General features: G+C 72.5%; 18 protein-coding genes. 12 read left to right on the top strand and 6 right to left on the bottom strand.

What is annotated here, in order from left to right; all coding sequences use genetic code 11:
- Positions 1-77 precede the first annotated feature (77 nt).
- Complete coding sequence (locus tag U9R90_RS03780) at positions 78-701, bottom strand: TetR/AcrR family transcriptional regulator (RefSeq protein ID WP_411054926.1); 624 nt, start codon at positions 699-701, stop codon at positions 78-80.
- Between the two features lie 72 nt (positions 702-773).
- Here U9R90_RS03780 and U9R90_RS03775 point away from each other — a divergent pair, with 72 nt between their 5' ends.
- Positions 774-1,373, top strand: coding sequence for a hypothetical protein (locus U9R90_RS03775; RefSeq protein ID WP_411054925.1), 600 nt, complete (start codon positions 774-776; stop codon positions 1,371-1,373).
- 8 nt (positions 1,374-1,381) lie between these two features.
- Here the strand turns inward: U9R90_RS03775 and U9R90_RS03770 are convergent, their stop codons facing one another.
- Together U9R90_RS03770 and U9R90_RS03765 are read right to left on the bottom strand one after the other, a co-directional pair.
- Positions 1,382-2,041, bottom strand: coding sequence for a response regulator (locus U9R90_RS03770; protein ID WP_411054924.1), 660 nt, complete (start codon positions 2,039-2,041; stop codon positions 1,382-1,384).
- The gene (locus U9R90_RS03765) at positions 2,038-3,369 is read right to left on the bottom strand and encodes a sensor histidine kinase (RefSeq protein ID WP_411054923.1); all 1,332 of its coding nucleotides are present in this window, start codon (positions 3,367-3,369) and stop codon (positions 2,038-2,040) included. The genes U9R90_RS03770 and U9R90_RS03765 overlap by 4 nt, the downstream gene beginning before the upstream one ends.
- Positions 3,370-3,502: 133 nt before the next feature.
- On the opposite strand from U9R90_RS03765, the gene U9R90_RS03760 reads away from it, so the two are divergent.
- Both U9R90_RS03760 and U9R90_RS03755 read left to right on the top strand, forming a co-directional pair.
- Positions 3,503-4,411: an ABC transporter ATP-binding protein gene (locus U9R90_RS03760; RefSeq protein ID WP_411054922.1), complete on the top strand. Its 909-nt coding sequence runs from the start codon at positions 3,503-3,505 to the stop codon at positions 4,409-4,411.
- The gene (locus U9R90_RS03755; RefSeq protein WP_411054921.1) at positions 4,408-5,250 is read left to right on the top strand and encodes an ABC transporter permease subunit; all 843 of its coding nucleotides are present in this window, start codon (positions 4,408-4,410) and stop codon (positions 5,248-5,250) included. The genes U9R90_RS03760 and U9R90_RS03755 overlap by 4 nt, the downstream gene beginning before the upstream one ends.
- A gap of 98 nt (positions 5,251-5,348) precedes the next feature.
- On the opposite strand, the gene U9R90_RS03750 is transcribed toward U9R90_RS03755, so the two are convergent.
- Positions 5,349-5,822 carry a hypothetical protein gene (locus U9R90_RS03750; RefSeq protein ID WP_411054920.1) on the bottom strand — a complete coding sequence of 158 codons (474 nt, stop codon included), beginning with the start codon at positions 5,820-5,822 and terminating at the stop codon, positions 5,349-5,351.
- 335 nt (positions 5,823-6,157) lie between these two features.
- Between U9R90_RS03750 and U9R90_RS03745 the strand changes: the two genes are divergently transcribed.
- Positions 6,158-6,331 (top strand): hypothetical protein, encoded by a 174-nt coding sequence (locus U9R90_RS03745; RefSeq protein WP_411054919.1) that lies wholly within the window; start codon positions 6,158-6,160, stop codon positions 6,329-6,331.
- A gap of 124 nt (positions 6,332-6,455) precedes the next feature.
- Here U9R90_RS03745 and U9R90_RS03740 read toward each other — a convergent pair whose 3' ends face one another.
- On the bottom strand, positions 6,456-7,103 hold the full coding sequence (locus tag U9R90_RS03740) for a TetR/AcrR family transcriptional regulator (RefSeq protein WP_411054918.1): 648 nt from the start codon (positions 7,101-7,103) through the stop codon (positions 6,456-6,458).
- A gap of 143 nt (positions 7,104-7,246) precedes the next feature.
- Between U9R90_RS03740 and U9R90_RS03735 the strand changes: the two genes are divergently transcribed.
- On the top strand, positions 7,247-8,677 hold the full coding sequence (locus U9R90_RS03735) for an MFS transporter (protein WP_411054917.1): 1,431 nt from the start codon (positions 7,247-7,249) through the stop codon (positions 8,675-8,677).
- A gap of 64 nt (positions 8,678-8,741) precedes the next feature.
- On the opposite strand, the gene U9R90_RS03730 is transcribed toward U9R90_RS03735, so the two are convergent.
- A complete protein-coding gene (locus U9R90_RS03730; protein ID WP_411054916.1) occupies positions 8,742-10,034 on the bottom strand; it encodes a hypothetical protein in 1,293 nt (430 codons plus the stop codon).
- A 175-nt stretch (positions 10,035-10,209) separates the two neighbouring features.
- Here U9R90_RS03730 and U9R90_RS03725 point away from each other — a divergent pair, with 175 nt between their 5' ends.
- From U9R90_RS03725 to U9R90_RS03695, 7 genes are all read left to right on the top strand, one after another.
- On the top strand, positions 10,210-11,202 hold the full coding sequence (locus tag U9R90_RS03725) for an ABC transporter substrate-binding protein (protein WP_411054915.1): 993 nt from the start codon (positions 10,210-10,212) through the stop codon (positions 11,200-11,202).
- 35 nt (positions 11,203-11,237) lie between these two features.
- Positions 11,238-12,236, top strand: coding sequence for a FecCD family ABC transporter permease (locus tag U9R90_RS03720; protein ID WP_411054914.1), 999 nt, complete (start codon positions 11,238-11,240; stop codon positions 12,234-12,236).
- Between the two features lie 317 nt (positions 12,237-12,553).
- The gene (locus U9R90_RS03715) at positions 12,554-13,543 is read left to right on the top strand and encodes a FecCD family ABC transporter permease (protein ID WP_411057630.1); all 990 of its coding nucleotides are present in this window, start codon (positions 12,554-12,556) and stop codon (positions 13,541-13,543) included.
- 88 nt (positions 13,544-13,631) lie between these two features.
- The gene (locus U9R90_RS03710) at positions 13,632-14,507 is read left to right on the top strand and encodes an ABC transporter ATP-binding protein (RefSeq protein ID WP_411054913.1); all 876 of its coding nucleotides are present in this window, start codon (positions 13,632-13,634) and stop codon (positions 14,505-14,507) included.
- An 83-nt stretch (positions 14,508-14,590) separates the two neighbouring features.
- Entirely contained in the window at positions 14,591-14,704 is a 114-nt protein-coding gene (gene amiA / locus U9R90_RS03705; RefSeq protein WP_267904559.1) for a streptamidine family RiPP, read from the top strand.
- Positions 14,705-14,788: 84 nt separating this feature from the next.
- Positions 14,789-15,622: a hypothetical protein gene (locus U9R90_RS03700; RefSeq protein ID WP_411054912.1), complete on the top strand. Its 834-nt coding sequence runs from the start codon at positions 14,789-14,791 to the stop codon at positions 15,620-15,622.
- Positions 15,619-16,953 (top strand): CocE/NonD family hydrolase (locus U9R90_RS03695; protein ID WP_411054911.1); only part of this gene is annotated, 1,335 nt, incomplete at its 3' end. The genes U9R90_RS03700 and U9R90_RS03695, both read left to right, overlap by 4 nt.

The raw sequence follows: 16,953 nt of genomic DNA, 5'->3' as shown, positions 1-16,953 counted from the left end.
ATGTGCCCGCCGGCTGGTGACGCGATGCGCCCGCCAACTGGTCGCGCGCTGCGAGCCCACGTCCTAGGTCAGTACGCCTAAGGCGCGGGCTCGTTCGCGCGGGCGATCAGGCCCGCGGCGATCGTTGCCGCCAGCTCGTCCAGCAGAGCGTCGTCCACCGGCAGGTGGAACGCGAACAGGGCGAGGAACAGCGGGCCGCCCAGGAGCAGATGGGCCAGCGTGGGGTCCTGCGGGCCCGGTAGCTCGCCGCGTTCGGTCGCGCGCCCCAGGATCGCCGTGAGGTCCTGCCGCTCCTGGGCGATGAAGGTGCTCTGGAACCGCGCCACCAGCGACGGGTCGCGCCCCATCTCGACCATCAGCGCAGGTGTCACCACCCGGGCGGCGGGCGCCGAGAGGCGCTCGCGGACCAGGCCCGCCATGGCCCGGATGTCCCCGCGCAGCGAGCCGGTGTCCGCGGGCGGCTCGATGTCCATGCCGTGCACGGCCGCGGCGAACAGCAGCTCCGCCTTGGAGCCGAACCTGCGGTAGATCGCCGCCTTTCCGACGCCCGCCCGGGTGGCGATCCCGTCCATCGTCACGCGCGCGTACCCGACCTCGGCGAGGAGCTCGCGCGCGGCCGTGAGTACCGTGCCGTCGATCTGACTGTCCCGGGGGCGTCCCAGGCGCGGTGGTGGGTTCGACGGGGAGTTCGGCTTCGGCATGACCCAACTATACGATACTGGAGTTCCGGAACTCGGGTATCGTAAAGTCAGTCGACAACGGGAGGCGGAGTCATGCTGCACCGCAAGTCCGACCTGAGGATGGCCAGTTGCGACGACTGGCTGCCGCGCTACCACTGGCGCACCCACCACGACCGGGCCGTGCGGGCCGAGCCCGCGGCGGCCGCCCGGGCCGTCCGCGAGGTGAGGGCGGGGGACACGTACATCCTCAGGCCGCTGGTCCTCGTGCGCGGTATCCCCGCACGCCTCAGGTCACGCGACAGGGAGTGGTACCCGACCAAGGAGGAGCGCATCCTCGATGGGCTGCGCGACGGCGTGGGGGCCTTCCCGCTCCAGGACGATCCAGGCGGCGACCTCGTCGTCGGCTTCGTGGGACAGCCATGGAAGCTGCGGCAGCAGTGGCTGGCGCTGACGCCTGACGAATACCGGGAGTTCGACCAACCCGGTTACATGAAGGGAGTGATGGCCTTCTCGGCCAGCGGCCGGGGCGAGCGGACGCTCCTGCACACCGAGACCCGGATCTACGGCACCGACCAAGCGTCCGTACGCCGTTTCCGGCCCTACTGGCTGCTGATCGAACCCTTCAGCGGCCTGATCCGCCACGACTGGCTGGCCGCGGCGGCCCGCAACGCGCGGAGCTCGGCGCGGCCATGAGGGGTCGCTCACCGGGACGGCGCCACCAGCCCCGCCTCGTACGCCAGGATCACCAACTGCACCCGGTCGCGGGCGTCGAGTTTGGCCAGGAGCCGGGTCAGATAGGTCTTGGCGGTGGCGACGCTGATGGTGAGCCGCTCGGCGATCTCGGTGTTGGACAGGCCGCTGCCGACCAGGGTCAGGACCTCGCGTTCCCGGTCGGTGATGCCGTCGAGTCGCACCGGCGGCGGGGGCGTCGCCGTGGGGCGGCTGGTGAACTCCTTGATCAGGCGGCGGGTGACGCTCGGCGCGATCAGGGCGTCTCCGGAGGCGACGATGCGCACCGCGCCGAGGATGTCATCCAGGGCCATGTCCTTGACGAGGAATCCGGACGCGCCCGCGTGCAGCGCCCCGTAGACGTAATCGTCGTCGTCGAAGGTGGTCAGCACGACGACGCGGGTGTCGCCGGTGCCGGTGGTGATCAGCCGGGTGGCCTCGATGCCGTCCATGCCGGGCATCCGGATGTCCATCACGACGACGTCGGGGGCGAGTTGGCCGGTCAGCCGGACCGCTTCGGTGCCGTCACCGGCCTCGCCCACGACCTCGACGTCCTCCGTCTCGGTGATGACCATCTGCAGGGCGGCGCGGACCAGGGGCTGGTCGTCGACGAGTACGACACGGATGGTCATCTGGCTCCGGCCTTCGTTTCGGTCTCGGTCTCCGCGGCTGCGGGGATGGGTAGTACGGCCGTCACCAGGAAGCCGCCCTGGGGGAGCGGACCCGCGGTGAAGTCCCCGTGCAGCAGGGCGACTCGCTCGCGCATGCCGACCAGACCGTACCCGGTGTCCGTGCGGGTGCCGCCGCCCCTCCCTCGGTCGGAGACCGCGATGACCAGGTCCTCGTCCCGGTACTCGACGCCCACCCGGCAGGAGGCGGCTCCCGAGTGCCGGACGACGTTGGTCACCGACTCCTGCACGATCCGGTACGCCGCGAGGTCGATGTCCGCGGGCAGCGGGCGGGGCCTGCCCTGCCACGCCGCCTCCACACGGACGCCTGCGGCCGTGGTCGTCGCGGCGAGCCGCTCGACGCCCGCCAGCCCGGCGGCCGGGCGCAGCGGCGCCTGGGCGCGCTCCTGGCCCTGGCCCAACTGCCCCCGGTCCTGATCCTGGCCCGACTGTCCCTGTTCCTGACCGAACTGCCCGTGTTCGTGACCGAACTGCCCCTGTTCCTGGTCCGCCTGGCGCAGTGCGCTGAGCATCCGCCGCAGCCCCGACAGCGTCTCGCGGCCCGCCTTCTCCACGGTGAGCATCGCCTCGCGGGCCTTGGCCGGCCGGGTCTCGACGACACGGGCCGCGGCTCCGGCCTGGAGGGCGATGATGCCGATGCTGTGCGCGACGGTGTCGTGCATCTCGCGGGCGATACGCAGCCGTTCGGCGGTGACGGCCTGGGCGGCGGCCCGAGCGTGCAGCTCCTCGGTGTGGGCGCGGGCCTGGTGCACCGAGTTGCCGACGAGCCAGGCGATGACCACGGTGAGGGCCACGTACGGCTCGGGGGCGATGCCGTCGTAGTCCTCGACCTTGAGCGTCCGCACGGTGAAGTAGGCGGCCAGCATGCCGAGTGCGGCAGCGGCGGCGGTGAGCGAGCTCCGCCGCGAACGGGTAGCCGCGATGGAGCACAGGGCGACATCCACGCCCAGGAACTGCATCGGCGGAATCTGGTGCTGGCGCCAGGCCAGCGTCGAGAAGGCCGTGCCCGCGAGCACCAGCCCGTATGCCGTCAACGGCCTGCGGCGCAGCATCCGACAGCCGAACAGGACCAGCAGGAAGGCGAAGGTGAGCTGTTGTTGGGCCCTGTTCGAGTCCAGCCCGTCCCGCGGGTAGCTGTACGAGAGCTCCCGCTGCGCCGGCATCAGGACGTACTCGACGATGGGCTGCACCGCGGCCGCGAACCACACCAGCGCCGTCCACAGGCCTGGCGGTATGCGCTTGAGCAGGGGCAGCGGCGGTGAGGCGGACATGCCGTGATCGTAGCCACGCGCGCGTGACCGGTCATCGTTCCCTGGCTGTACAACCAGGGTCGACACCCGCCTCCGGAGATTGTCAGCGCTGGTCCGACGACGCGCGGGCCCGCCCACCGGCACCGTGGTCCCCGTGATCGAAGTCAACGAACTCACCAAGCGATACGGCGGCACGACGGCCGTCAAGGACCTGACCTTCACCGTGCGGCCCGGCCAGGTGACCGGCTTCCTCGGGCCCAACGGCTCCGGGAAGAGCACCACTCTGCGGATGATCCTCGGCCTGCACCAGCCCACCAGCGGCACGGTCACCGTCGACGGCCGCCCCTTCCGCGACCGCCCGCGCGGTCTGCGCCAGGTCGGCTCCCTGCTCGACGCGCACGAGGTGCACGGCGGACGCGGCGCGGCGGCCCAACTGCACGCCCTGGCCCGAGGCAACCGCATCCCGCGCGGCCGGGTGGACGCGGTGCTGGGCGAGGTGGGCCTCACCGAGGTCGCCGGGCGCCGGATCGGCGGATTCTCGCTCGGCATGAAGCAGCGGCTCGGTATCGCCTCCGCGTTGCTCGGCGACCCACCGGTGCTGCTCTTCGACGAACCGCTCAACGGCCTTGACCCGGAGGGTGTGAGGTGGGTGCGGGGCCTGTTCCGGCGGCTGGCCGCCGAGGGCCGCACGGTGTTCGTCTCCAGCCATCTGATGTCCGAAATGGAGCACACCGCCGACGCGTTGATCGTCATCGGCGGTGGCGAACTGATCGCGGCGGAGGGCCTGACGGAGTTCTCGGCCCGTGGCACCCGGCAGAGCGTCACGGTGGGCACGCCCGCGGTCACCGCCCTGGGAGACCTGCTGACGGCCGAGGGCGCGACGGTGCACGCGGACGGTGACCGGCTCACCGTGACCGGCCTGACGGCGAACCGCGTCGGCGAGATCGCCCTGGCGCACCGCCTCCCGCTGCATCACCTCAGCGCTGATTCCGCGTCCCTGGAAGAGGCGTTCATGGAGCTCACGGCCGACAGCGTCCAGTACCTGGCAGGAGAACCCCGATGACCACGACCCCGCTGTACGCACCGGCGGCCGCCGAGCCCCGCGCCCGTTTCCGTGACCTGGTCGCCGCCGAGTGGATCAAAGTCCGGTCCCTGCGCTCGACGTTCATCGCGTACGGGTCCACCGCCGTGCTCGTCCTCGCGTTCAACGTGGGCACGGCGTACGACACGTACAAGTACTGGGCGGAGCAAAATGTTCCGGACCGGGCCAAATTCACCCGGGACGGCATCCCGCTCCAGGAGGCATTCAACGCGAACGCCGCCGTGATCATGATGCTCGCCCTCGGTGCCATCGGCGCCCTCATGGTCGTCGGTGAGTACAGCACGGGCACCATCCGGACGACGTTCGCGGCCGTTCCGGCCCGCCGTTCGGTGCTGGCGGCCAAGGCGGTTGTCGTCGCGGCGGTCACGACCGTCTTCGGCGCGTGCGTCGCGGGGGCCTCGTTCGCGCTGACCCAGGCGATCCTCGACGGCCGGGGTGTGGGTGTCTCGATCGGTCACCCGGGCGCTCTGCGCGTCGTGCTGGCGTCCGCGCTCCTGGCGCCGGTGTGCGCGCTCACCGGCTTGGCGCTCGGGACCGTCATCCGGCAGACCGCGACCACCATGATCGCCACCGTGGTCGTGATCCTCGTCCTGCCCATGGTCTTCACCGACGGCCGCCACTGGTCGGCGGTCGTCGGGCACACCATGCCCTACCAGGCGTGGCGCCGACTCGTGGAGGTCGAGTTCTCCCCGCCGACGGCCTTCCCCTGGACCACGGGCGGAGCCTGGACCGTCTACGCGGTCTGGGCCCTGGCCGCGACCGCACTCGCCGTCACCAGCGTGCACCGACGCGATCAGTGAGCGAGCGACATTCGTGGACCGGGTGAGGAAGGGTCACACGGATGGCCGAACGTAGAAGAAGCGCTCCTGCCCCCACCTTCGCAAGACCACGCCCCGGATCAGCGCAGCGTCCGCGCGGGCGTCGCGTGCGCGGTGGCGGCGACCAGTTCCAGTACGGGGCGCCAGTCTTCCAGGATCCCGGCGTTCAGCCCGGCCGCCCTGGCCGTGGCGGCGGCCTGGCGCAGGGTGGCCGCGTCCTCGGTGGCCGGGGTGTGGCCGAAGTCACTTGCGGGTGGCTGGGCGTGGAGGCGGATCAGGGACGCGACCCGGTCGCCGAGCAAAGGACGTACCGCGTCCGCCGCGCGGTCGGCGTGGCCGGGAGCGCCACGCGGCGGCAGGAGGTGGCCGATGGCCTGGAGCAGGCCGGCGAGCTGCAACTCCTTGTCGCTGGGGTGTGAGCGACGCAACAGTGCCGCGGTCTGCAGGGCGTGATCGTGCAGGTCGACCGGGTTGCTCTCGTGGTCCGGGGTGTCCCGCGCGCCTCGGCAGGCGTGCAGCAGATCCATCAACTCATCGACGCCGCGCAGCTCCACGCGTCACTCCCTCCGCGTCCCCATGCCGGTGCACGGCAGCACACCATGGCCGGGTGAACGCGAGGCTACGTGTATCAAACGGGTCAGTTTTCGGCCCCATCGAGCGCAGGGCCGCTCATTTGGTTACCCTGTACCGGACGGACAGCCGTATTCGGGTCCCACCCATACCCACGGTCCGTTCTGGGGCAAGCCGGTCACCACGGTAAAGTCCCGCGCAAGTTGCCGGCGCCACAGTGTCCGAACTGCTTTTTGCTCCACCCCTCAGGGCGGCTGGAACCGGTAGCGGCAGGCCGTGTCGGTGCGTCCGGGGTTACACGACACCTAAGGAGTGCGCGGTGACACCAGAGAAGACGAAGAGCGATCAACGCCCGAAGGAACACGGGGAACGAGGCGGCCACGGAGCCGAGCGGATGGGCAGCCTGGAGGTGTGGTCCCGATCGGCGCCGATCCGGCTCGCGGGCTACGAGGACGACCTCGCCGAGCCGCACATCCTGCCGAGCGTGGACTGATCGCAGAGGGAGGGTCCCCACCGCGGACGCGCGGTGGGGACCGCTGTATGCGGTGAGGGTTGTACGTATATGCGCATATGCCGTATATGCGCATAGGTGGGGAGAGGGGGCCGCTCCCGGACGCTCAGGCGTCGCGCGGGGCGTAGTGGCTCAGGAACATGTCGACGCCGCTGGTGGTCAGGCGGTCCGTCAGGTCCTCGTCGAGCGTCGTGCCGTACGAGCTGAAGACCAGGTGCGGGTAGACCAGCAGCGCGTAGAGCTGGATGATCGCCGCTTCCAGGTCGGGGATGTCGAGCCGACCCTGCTCGGTGAGGGCGCGTAGGGCGCCGGCGAGTGCGGGGTGGTGGCCCTCGGGGCTGTGCTGCTTCCAGGCTGTGCCCAGTTCGGGGAAGCGGTGCAGTTCGGCGGCGACGAGGGTGCGCAGCGCGCGTACGTCGTGGTCGTCGCGTACGGCCTGCACCCAGGAGTGCGCCGCCTCGGTGAGGGCCGCGCGCAGGTCGTCGGCCTCGGCGAGTGAGGTGAGCGCGGTCGGGGTCGCGTCGCCGAGTGGTGCGTCGAGCGCGCCCGTGATCACGGCGGTGAAGAGCGCTTCCTTGCTGCCGAAGTGGTTGTAGACGGTCACCTTGGAGACGCCCGCCGCGGCGGCGATGGCGTCCATGCCGACACCGAATCCCTCGCGCAGGAACAACTCCTGGGCGGCCTGGACGATGGCCTGCCGTTTGCGCTGGGCGCGCGGTCCGCTCGGGGGGCGTTTGGCGGTCTCGGCACTCATGGGGCGAGCCTAGCACTGAACTGAACTCTTGAGTTCATGTGTACTGTTCCGTACAGTTCAGTTCAGGCGCCCTTCCGTGTCTCTGGGTGCCCTTCTGTGCGCTTCCGTGCCCTTCGTGCCGCTTCCCTGTGAGGACCCTTGCTATGACGCACTCCGCTCCCGACGCCGCGCACGCCCCCGCGCACCCTTCGCCCCCTGCCGACCCACGCCGCTGGGCCGCGCTCGCGCTCATCTGTGTCGCCCAGTTCATGCTGATCCTCGATGTCACGGTGGTGACCGTCGCGCTTCCCGACATGGCCGTCGATCTGGACCTCGGCCGCCAGTCCCTGACATGGGTGGTCACCGCCTACACCCTCTGCTTCGGCGGGCTGATGCTGCTCGGTGGACGGCTGGCCGACGCCCTGGGCGCCCGCCGCACCCTGCTCGCCGGGCTCGCGGTCTTCACCCTCGCCTCACTGGTCACCGGACTCGCCGTCAACGCGCCCATGCTGATCGGCGGGCGCGTCGCCCAGGGCGTCGGCGCCGCCCTGCTGTCGCCCGCAGCGCTCTCCCTGGTCACGACCACTTTCCACGGGGCGGAACGGAACAAGGCGCTCGGCGTGTGGGCCGCGATCGGCGGCGCCGGATCAGCACTCGGGGTGCTGCTGGGCGGCGTACTGACCGACGGGCCAGGCTGGCAGTGGGTCTTCTACGTCAACGTCCCGGTCGGCGTACTCCTGCTGGCCCTGCTGCCCGCCTTCGTCGCGGCCCGCCCACCGCGGCCCGCCCGGCTCGACCTCCCCGGGGCGCTGCTGGTCACCGCCGGAACCGGCGCGCTGATCTACGGACTGGTCAAGGCCGGTGACACCGGCTGGAGCGGCGCCGCCACGCTGCTGTCGCTGGCCGGCGCGGTGGTGTTGTACGGGGCGTTCGCGGTGGTTGAACGAGCAAGCCGGACGCCGCTGATGGACCTGCGGATGTTCACCAGGCGCCCGGTACTCGCGGGCTCGTTCCTGATGCTGATCGCCACGGCCCTGCTGATCTCGTTCTTCTTCCTCGGCTCCGTCTATCTGCAGAAGGTGCGCGGGCTCAGTGCCCTGGAAACCGGCCTGGTGTTCCTGCCGGTGGCCGTGGCGACCGCGCTCGGCGCACATCTGGGCAGCCACTTCGTGGGGAGGCTGGGCAGCAGGCCGACCGCGGTCGCGGGGATGGCTGTGGCGGCCGTCGGTCTCGTGCCGCTGACCCGGCTCTCCGCCGACGGCAGTGTCTATACGGGGCTACTGCCCGGCCTGGCCGTCGCCTCGCTCGGCATCGGTGCGGTCTTCGTCACCGCCACCACCACGGCACTGGCCATGGTCGAACACCGGGAGGCGGGGCTGGCCTCCGGTGTCGTCAACACCTTCCACGAGGTGGGCGGTTCCATCGGGGTCGCGGTGGTCTCCACGGTGGCGGCGACCGGCATCGAAGGGGGCGCCGCCAGCGGCTTCACCGACGCCTTCCTGCTCTGCGCGGTCGCCGCGGGCGTCAGCGCGGTGCTGGCCATCGGGCTCGTACCGCAGGGCAAGCCGCAGCTGTCGGGGCCGCACGCGCACTGACGGCAGGGTCGCGATCAACACGCCTAGGTGTGCTGTCCGGCGGATCATGCCCGGTGAGCGGCGCTCAGCGCCCCACGGGATCACCGTGCGCGCCGTCGCCGCGCACCATGAGGGCCAGATGCCCGCCCTCGTCCAAGGGAGTGGGGACCGTCAACACCTCCTGGCGGTCGGGTCGTTCGCTGTCCACGAGATGGATCTCCCCGTGCCCGCCCCGGGTGACCGCGACCAGCGGCCCGCCGGGGGACGCGGCGATCGCCCTGCGCTGCACCCCGTCCCACGGCGTGCCGCCCGGCTTCGGCGCGCCGTCCATGGCGGGCAGCGGTATCCGGGCGGTCACGGCGGGGTCGGCGGCGTCGAGCAGGATCAGCTCGTCACCGTCGGGGTGCACGCGCGCGTAAGCCACCCGCCGCGCGGCGACCGCCAGTCGGAACACCAGGCCGGGGCCGAGGTCGAGCCGCCCGGTGCGGCCGCTGTCCAGGTGGTGCCACCAGGCGTGGTTGGTCCACTCGGGCCAGGCGTCCGGCGCAGGGGGTCCACCGCGTACGCACGACCACAGGGTGCGTCGCACCGGGTCGAGCCGCAGATAGTAGCCGCGCCCCGGCCCGCCCCAGTCCAACGGCTCCTCCGCGACCAGCCCGCCGTCCGGAGCGATCCGGGCCCGGTGCACGCCCTCGCCGGTCGCCGCGAACAACCGCTGGTGCAGCGGATCCTGGGCGTCCCCGTGTCCATCGCCGGGCAGCGGAAGTGTGGCGTAGGGCTCCACCGGCGGGCAGGCGGGCGGTGCTGCCAGCAACTCGCTGTGCCGGTAGGCGGCCAGCACGCCCGGTTCGCGGTGGCGCAGGACGACACGCGGGTCGTCGGAGCCGAGCACGGTGACGCCCGGCTCCCCGGTCCTGGTGCGTACACGTACGGCGCTCGGCCCGCCGGGGGCGGCCAGGTCGACCACGGTCAGCAGATCGCTCCACGCCTCCGAGTTCCGGCCGAGCCCGGTGCTCACGGCGAGCCGCCGCCCGCTCGGATCACCCGCCAGATGCTCGGCCGGCACGGCCACCGCCGTGGCCGACTCCACCAGCCTCATCGGCACCGCTGACCACATCGACCCCACCTGACCTACTGACCCCACCGGCTCGTCGGCGAACGGGGCGAGCACCACCAACTCGCCCGCCCGATCGTCGACGAACGCCGTCCGGTCCCCGGGCAGCGCGAGGAACCCCGCGTGCTCGGCGAGGTGGCGGCCCTGCACGCGCGCCGTCGTACGGCCATCGGGAAGGCTCAACAGATGGACGGCTCCGGCGACTTGGTCGGCGACCAGGAGGCGGCAGGGCGGGTGAGTGGCGGCGGTGGCGGGTGAGTTCATGAGCGGGCGCTCCTTTCGGCTGAGGACAGCAGACTTGATTTGGTAATGATTATCATGTCTAAATAGGGCTCTCCGGGGGGACCACCGGAGCGCCCCTCCGCGCCCGCCGCATCCGTGCATGTCGGTGCCCGCACTTCTGCCTGCGCTCCGGAAGCCGAGAACGAAAGAGCTGCCGATGTCGCGCACCTCGATCAAGCGCGTACGCCGCTGGGCCGCCGCCGCTGTCCTGGGAGTCCTCCTGGCGGGCTGTGGCACCACCGACCAGTCCACCGACGGCGGCGACGACGCCGACAAGGCGGGAGCCGCAGGTGCGAAGTCACCCGCGGCCATCAAGCCGGTGAAGCCCGCGCGCACCATCACCGACGTCAAGGGCGTCAAGGTCAGCACTGACAAGGAGCCGCGGCGGATCGTCTGCCTGGTGGCCCTCTGCGACGACATGCTGACCGAGCTCGGCCTGAAGCCGGTCGCCACCAACTCCACGCTGCTCGCCCATGACGCCTTCCTCGGCAAGAAGGAGGCCGGGAAGATCCCGGTGATCCCCGGTGGCTTCCTCAGCCCCGAGGTGGAGGCGATCCTGTCCCACAAGCCGGACCTGGTCATCGGCCTGGAGGACACCCACGGCAAACTGGCCCCCGCGCTCAAGGGCGCCACCACCTTCTGGCCCGTGCAGCCGAGCTCGTGGGAGGACAGCGTCGCCTACCAGCGCGACCTGGCCGCGCTCACCGGGCGCGGGGAGCGGGCCGTCGCCGCCGAGAAGAAGTTCCGTACGAAGCTGGCGGACGCCGAGGCGCACAAGAGCGACAAGACCGCGCTCATCATCTTCGGCAGCGACGAGAACTTCGGCGTCGCCACGCCCGGCAACGACGTCACCGCGGGGCTCTTCCCGAAGATCGCCGACTATCCGTGGAAGAGCCGCGGCGTCGAAGGTACGTACAGCCTCGAAGAGATCATCGCGCGCGACGTCGACGTCCTCTTCGTCGAGACGCTCTCCTTCGGCGAGCCCGACGGGCAGCTCTCGGACAAGCTCGCCAAGAACCCGCTGTGGAAGCGGATTCCAGCGGTCCAGAAAGACCAGGTGATCGAGGTCGACCCGGACGTCTGGGCGAAGGGTCGCGGCACCCGCTCGCTCTCGATCGTCCTCGACGAGGCGACGGCCGCGCTCAAGTGAGGCGCCGGCCCTACGCCCTGCCGACGTTGCTGGGCGTGTTGGTGCTGGGAATCGCGGTCTGCGCCCTGTGTCTGGGCACGCCCGCGGTGCCGCCGCACCGACTCCTCGACGGCGGCACCCAGGGTGTGATCGTCGCGGAACTCCGGCTGCCCCGGCTGGTGTTGGCCCTGGTCGCCGGGGCCTGCCTGGGGGCCGCGGGCCTGGTGCTCCAGGAGGCGTTGCGCAACCCCCTCGCGGTGCCGGAGATGCTGGGCGTCTCCTCGGGTGCCGCGCTGGGCGTTGCCGCACCGTTGGTGCTCGCGCTGGCGATCCCGGCCGCCGTACAGCCGCTCCTCGCCGTCGGGGGAGCGGCGCTCGGCGGGGGGCTCACGCTGCTGGCGGCCGGATTCGGGCGCAGCCCGTCCGCCGTGCTGCTGACCGGTGCGGCCGTGGCGGCGGCGCTCCAAGCCGCCCTGCTGGTCCTGATGGTGATGGCCGATCAGCTCGACCTCCAGCTCATCTACCGCTACCTGCTGGGCAGTCTGTCCGGCCGGACCTGGGACGACGTCACGGGCCTGTGGCCCTGGCTGCTGATCGCGCTGCCCGCGCTGGTGTTGTGCGCGCCGGTACTCGCCGTGCTGCGGCTCGGTGATGACGACGCACAGGCATTGGGCGTACGGGTACACCGTGCCCGTCTCGCGGCGCTCGCCGTCGCCGTGGTGCTGATCGCCCCGGTCGTCGCGGTGTGCGGCCCGGTCGCCTGGGTCGGCTTCCTCGCCCCGCACCTGGCGCGCCGCCTCCGCCCGGACGCGGGCGCGGTGGGCTGGTTGCCCTGGTCGGCGGCGTGTGGCGCGACGGTGGTGGCCGTCGCCGACCTCCCGGCCCGGCTGGCACTCGCTCCGACCGAGACACCGGTCGGGGCGTGGACGGCGCTCCTTGGCGTACCTGCCGGGGTGGCCCTGCTACGGATGCGCGCGCGGGTACGGGAGCCGTCGCGCGAGCGCGAGCGGGTGGGGGCGCGTACGGAGGAACTGGTCGAGGGGGGAGTGACGTGAGGGCTGCGGGCGAGGCGGGGCCGGAGGGCGCGGGGCCCGAGCGTGGCGCTGCCGATGAGAGGGCGCTGGGCGGTGGCGTGCTGCCGGTCGGTGACGCACAGGCCGTCGGCGGCCTGAACGGCGGCGGGGACGCGCCACCCGACGATGAGGCGCGACCTGCGGGGGACCTGCGGGTGGCCGATGAGGGGGAGTCGGAGGCTGCGGGAGGGCCGCGAGGTGTCGCAGAGGCGGAGCCCTCACGCGGCGTACGGGCCGACCATGCCGTGCGGGACGCTGATGCTGATGGCGTGCGGGGGCCCGTCGCGAGGCGGGTCGCGCTGGTCGCCGTACTGCTCCTGGTCGCCGTCGTGGCTGACCTGTTGGCCGGGCGGGCCGTGTCGCCCGGTGAGGTGTGGCAGGTGATGCTCGGGGGCGGCGACGACACCACGCGGCACATCGTGCTGCGACTGAGGCTGCCCCGGATGCTGGTGGCGCTGGTCGCCGGGGCCTGTCTCGGGCTCGCCGGGCTCGTGCTGCAGTCCGCGCTGCGCAATCCGCTGGCCGGGCCCGAGGTCACCGGGGTCACGCCGGGTGCCGTGCTGGGCGCCGTGGCGGCCACCGGGCTGGGGCTCGCCGGGTGGGAGTCGCCGGCCGCCGTCGTCGCGGCCGCCTGCGTCGGCGGGTTCGCCGGGGCCGGGCTGCTGTGGGTACTGGCGGGGCGCGACCGGGGCGACCCGGAGCAGACCGCGGTGCACGGGGTGCTGGTCTCCGCGGTGCTCGCGGGGCTGACCGCGATGGTGCTCCTGGTGGCCCCCGGCGAACTGGGCAGCGTCGTGCAGTGGCTGGTCGGCTCCACCGAAGGCCGGGTGTGGGAGCACTGGCACCTGCTGTGGCCCTGGGCCCTCGGCTGGGCCGTGGCCGCCTGCGCACTCGCCGGACCGCTGACGCTGCTGCGCTGCGGCGACGAACAGGCCGCGGCGGTCGGGCTCGCCACCGGCAGGGCCCGCGCGCTGGCCCTGGTGTGCGCGGTCGCACTGACCGCGGGGGCGGTGTCCGTCGTCGGCGCGCTCGGCTTCGTAGGTCTCCTGGTGCCGCATGTCGCGCTCGCCCTGTTCGGCGCCGACCTGCGCCTCGGACTGCCGGGGGCCGCGCTGCTCGGCGCGACCGTGGTGTGCGGCGCCGACGCCGTGGCGCAGGGCGCGTCGCGGCTGCTCGCGGCGGCGTGGGACGCGGACCGGCTGACCCTGCCGACCGGGGCGGTGACGACCTTCGCCGGGGCGGTGCTGCTCCTGGTGCTGGTGCGCCGGGTGCCCCTGCCGCGTTCTTGAAGTGCCTGAAGTGCCTGAAGTGCCTGAAGTGCCTGAAGTGCCTGAGGTGCCCGAAGACCGCCCGCGCCCACGACCGACGAGGACGAACATGACGCAATCCGCTCCACCCCATGCACCCCGTACACGGGAGAGCCAGGAGCCCCAGACGGCTACCACGCCCGCGTCCACGAAGGACGCCATCACCGTCGAAGGGGTCCGCTTCGGCTATCCAGGGCGTTCGGTACTCGACGGAGTCGATCTCAGGGTCACCCAGGGCGAGTTGGTGGCCCTGGTCGGGCTGAACGGCTGTGGCAAGAGCACCCTGCTCCGGCTCGCCGCAGGGCTGCTGCGCCCAGGCGAAGGGCGCGTCCTGCTCGGCGGCGACGACCTTGCCCGCCTCTCGCGGCGCGCCGCGGCCCGGCGCGTCGCCCTGCTGCACCAGTCCGCGCCACCGGTGCCGGGCATGACCGTACGCCAACTGGTGCGCCAGGGCAGATACGCGGCCCGCGGCCCACTCGGCATGCTCCGCGAGGGCGACGACGAGACCTGCCGCCGCGCGCTCACGGACGCGGGGGTCGCCGACTGGGCGTCGCGCGGCGTCGACACGCTCTCCGGTGGCGAACGCCAGCGGGTACGCCTGGCGATGGCGCTGGCCCAGGACACCCCCGTACTGCTCCTGGACGAGCCGACCACGTACCTCGACCTGCGGCACCAACTGGAGGTCCTGCAGACCGTGGTGCGGCTGCGCGAAGAGCGGGCGCTGACCGTGGTGATGGTGCTGCACGACCTCGCCCACGCGGCCCGCTTCGCCGAGCGCGTCGTCGCGCTGCGCGGGGGCCGGGTGGCCGCGGACGGGCCACCGGGAGAGGCGGTGACGCCGGGCCTGCTGGCCGATGTGCTGGGCGTGGCGGGGCGCGTCGGACGTGACCCGGAAGGCGGGTGGCCGGTGTGTTACCCAGATCACCCACTGCCACTTGGCACATGATAATCATTTTCAGTTAGTGTCTTCGGTGTGGCCCCGGCCGGACCCGCCACACCCATCGCAACCTACGCAGAAGGGCTCAACACATGGACCAGGAAAAGGTGTTCACCCCGATCGCCGAGCAGGGCCAGCTGGCACACCTCTCCGCGACCCACTCCAACGCCCTCGTCGAGAACCCCTTCGACGACGGCGAGGAGTAAGCCCGACCCAGGGCCCGCCCGGAACGCTTCTTCCGGGCGGGCCTGTCCCGTTCCCCACCTCGCCACACCTTGGAGACACCTGATATGACGCGCAGTCACCTCGCGCCGGGCGTGAGCCTCGTCGCCGTGCCGGACGGCGGGTTCGCGGTCCGTACGCCCGACGGGGAGTTTCTGCGGGTCGACACCGGCACGGTGCCGGCGCAGCACCTCCGGGTCCGGCTCACGGGTGAGCGCGAGCAGGAGGAGGACGCCGAACTCGCCGCGCTGATCGGAGCGTTCGAGCGCGCGGGCTACCTGATGGCCGAACCCTCCGGCCGAGACGACGGCGCGCCGCGCTGGCCGCTCGACCGGCGCGCCGTGCTGCTGACCGGAGCACCCGCGCTCACCGGCCCCCTCGCCGCGCTGCTCACCGAGTGCGGAGCCGAGCCGCGCACCGGCACCCCCGACGAGGCCGCCGCCGCGACGCATACCGACACCGCGGCCGTCGTCTGGTGCCTCGACGAGCCCGTGCCGCCCGGCCTGTGGGACGCCGCCGACCGGCTGCCCGAGCGCGGCGTCGGCTGGCTGCGCTGCCACCGCGAGGGCTTCCAGGTGTGGATCGAACCCCTCGCCGCCGAACCCGGCGACGTGACCTCCGCCCATGTGCGGGCGCGCCGCCTGGCGGCGACCCCCGCACACCGCGAGCTCACCGCGTACTGGGAGCGAAGCCGCACCGAAGGGGAGTTCCGGCCAACCCCCGTGCACCGCCACCTGGTTGCCGCGCACCTCGCGGCCGATCTCACCGCGTGGGCACAGGGCACGCCCGCCACCCGCCGACTGCGCCGTATCGACCTGCGCCAGGCGACCGTCAGCGACCACCCCGTGCTTCCGGTGCCCGACGTCACGCCGCTGCCCGCAGCACGGACATCCGTCTCATGAACACGCGCTACCTGACAGCCCCGGACGGAACCCGCCTCGCCACCGACCTCCTGCTGCCCGAAGGCGCGGGCCCCTTCCCCGCCGTACTGATCCGCACACCGTACGACCGGTTGCGCCACCGGGCCGAGCTGCGCGGCTGGGCCGGTCGCGGCTTCGCCGCAATCGCCCAGGACGTACGGGGCCGGTATGCCTCACACGGCAGTTGGCACCCGTTCCACCATGAGGCCGACGACGGGGCAGCCGCACTGGCTTGGATACGGCGACAACCATGGTCCGACGGGCGGGTCGTGGTGTGCGGTGCCTCGTACGCCGCGCACTGCGCCCTCGCGACCATAGGAGACGGCGGGTCTCCCGATGCCGTCATCGCCGCCGTACCCGCGCTCGGCCCCGCCGAGACCGCGCGCGAGGAGACAGGCCCCGAGCGGCTGTTCGCGCGGGCCGGATGGTGGGCCGCGCACGGCGACCGGCGCACCTCCGACGAGAGCGCGCTCGCCAAGGCGCTGTCCGCTGACCCCGCGCTCCTCGACCACCTCCCCGTACGCGACCTGCCGCACCGACTGGGCCGCGAACTGCCCTCCTGGGCAGGACTGTGGGCCCACCGGAGGCGCTATGAGCCCCCCATCGCCCACAGCCTGCCCCTGCTCGCCGTGGGCGGCACCCACGACCCGTTCACCGAGGACACCCTGCGCCTGTGGCGCGACTGGCACGGCCCGGCCCGACTGGTGCTCGGCCCCTGGGGGCACGGCCTCACCGCGGAACCCGGCGCCGACGCGGGCGCGGCACACCGGTTGCGCCTCGGTGAGCTGTACGTGGCCTGGGCGCGCGCGGCGCTGGACGGGGCGCTCGGCGCGGGGCGCGCGGGCGCCGTCGCACTCGGCGGAAGCGAACTATGGCTTCCAGCAGCCCAGTTGAACGATCCATCAGCCGCGTTTCCGCTCGACGGAATGCGGCTCCTGCGCGGACCCGACTTCCACGCCGACCCCGAGCGTCCGGTGCGCTCCGACGACCTGGAGGTCCCCAGGGACGGCCCCGCCGACCGCTGCCTCCTGGTCACCGCGCCGCTGCCCCGCCCACTCGACCTGCTCGGCGCGGCCGAGGCCAGGCTGCGGGTCACGGCCGACGCCGACTGCGCCGACTGGGTCGTACGCCTGGTCGCGCTCACGGTCGACGACGTAGCGAAGCCGCTGGCCACAGGCGTGATACGGAGCACCGAGGGCTCCCCAGCCCGCACCGTTCCGCTCGGGCACCTCGCCCGGCGACTGCCCGCGGGCACCCGGCTGCGCCTGGAGATCGCCGGCCACCACTTCCCCGCCCACGCCCGCAACCCCCAC

Source organism: Streptomyces sp. E11-3 (genome assembly GCF_046540415.1).
Classification (GTDB): domain Bacteria; phylum Actinomycetota; class Actinomycetes; order Streptomycetales; family Streptomycetaceae; genus Streptomyces.
This window is presented reverse-complemented; position numbering and strand designations above follow the sequence as displayed.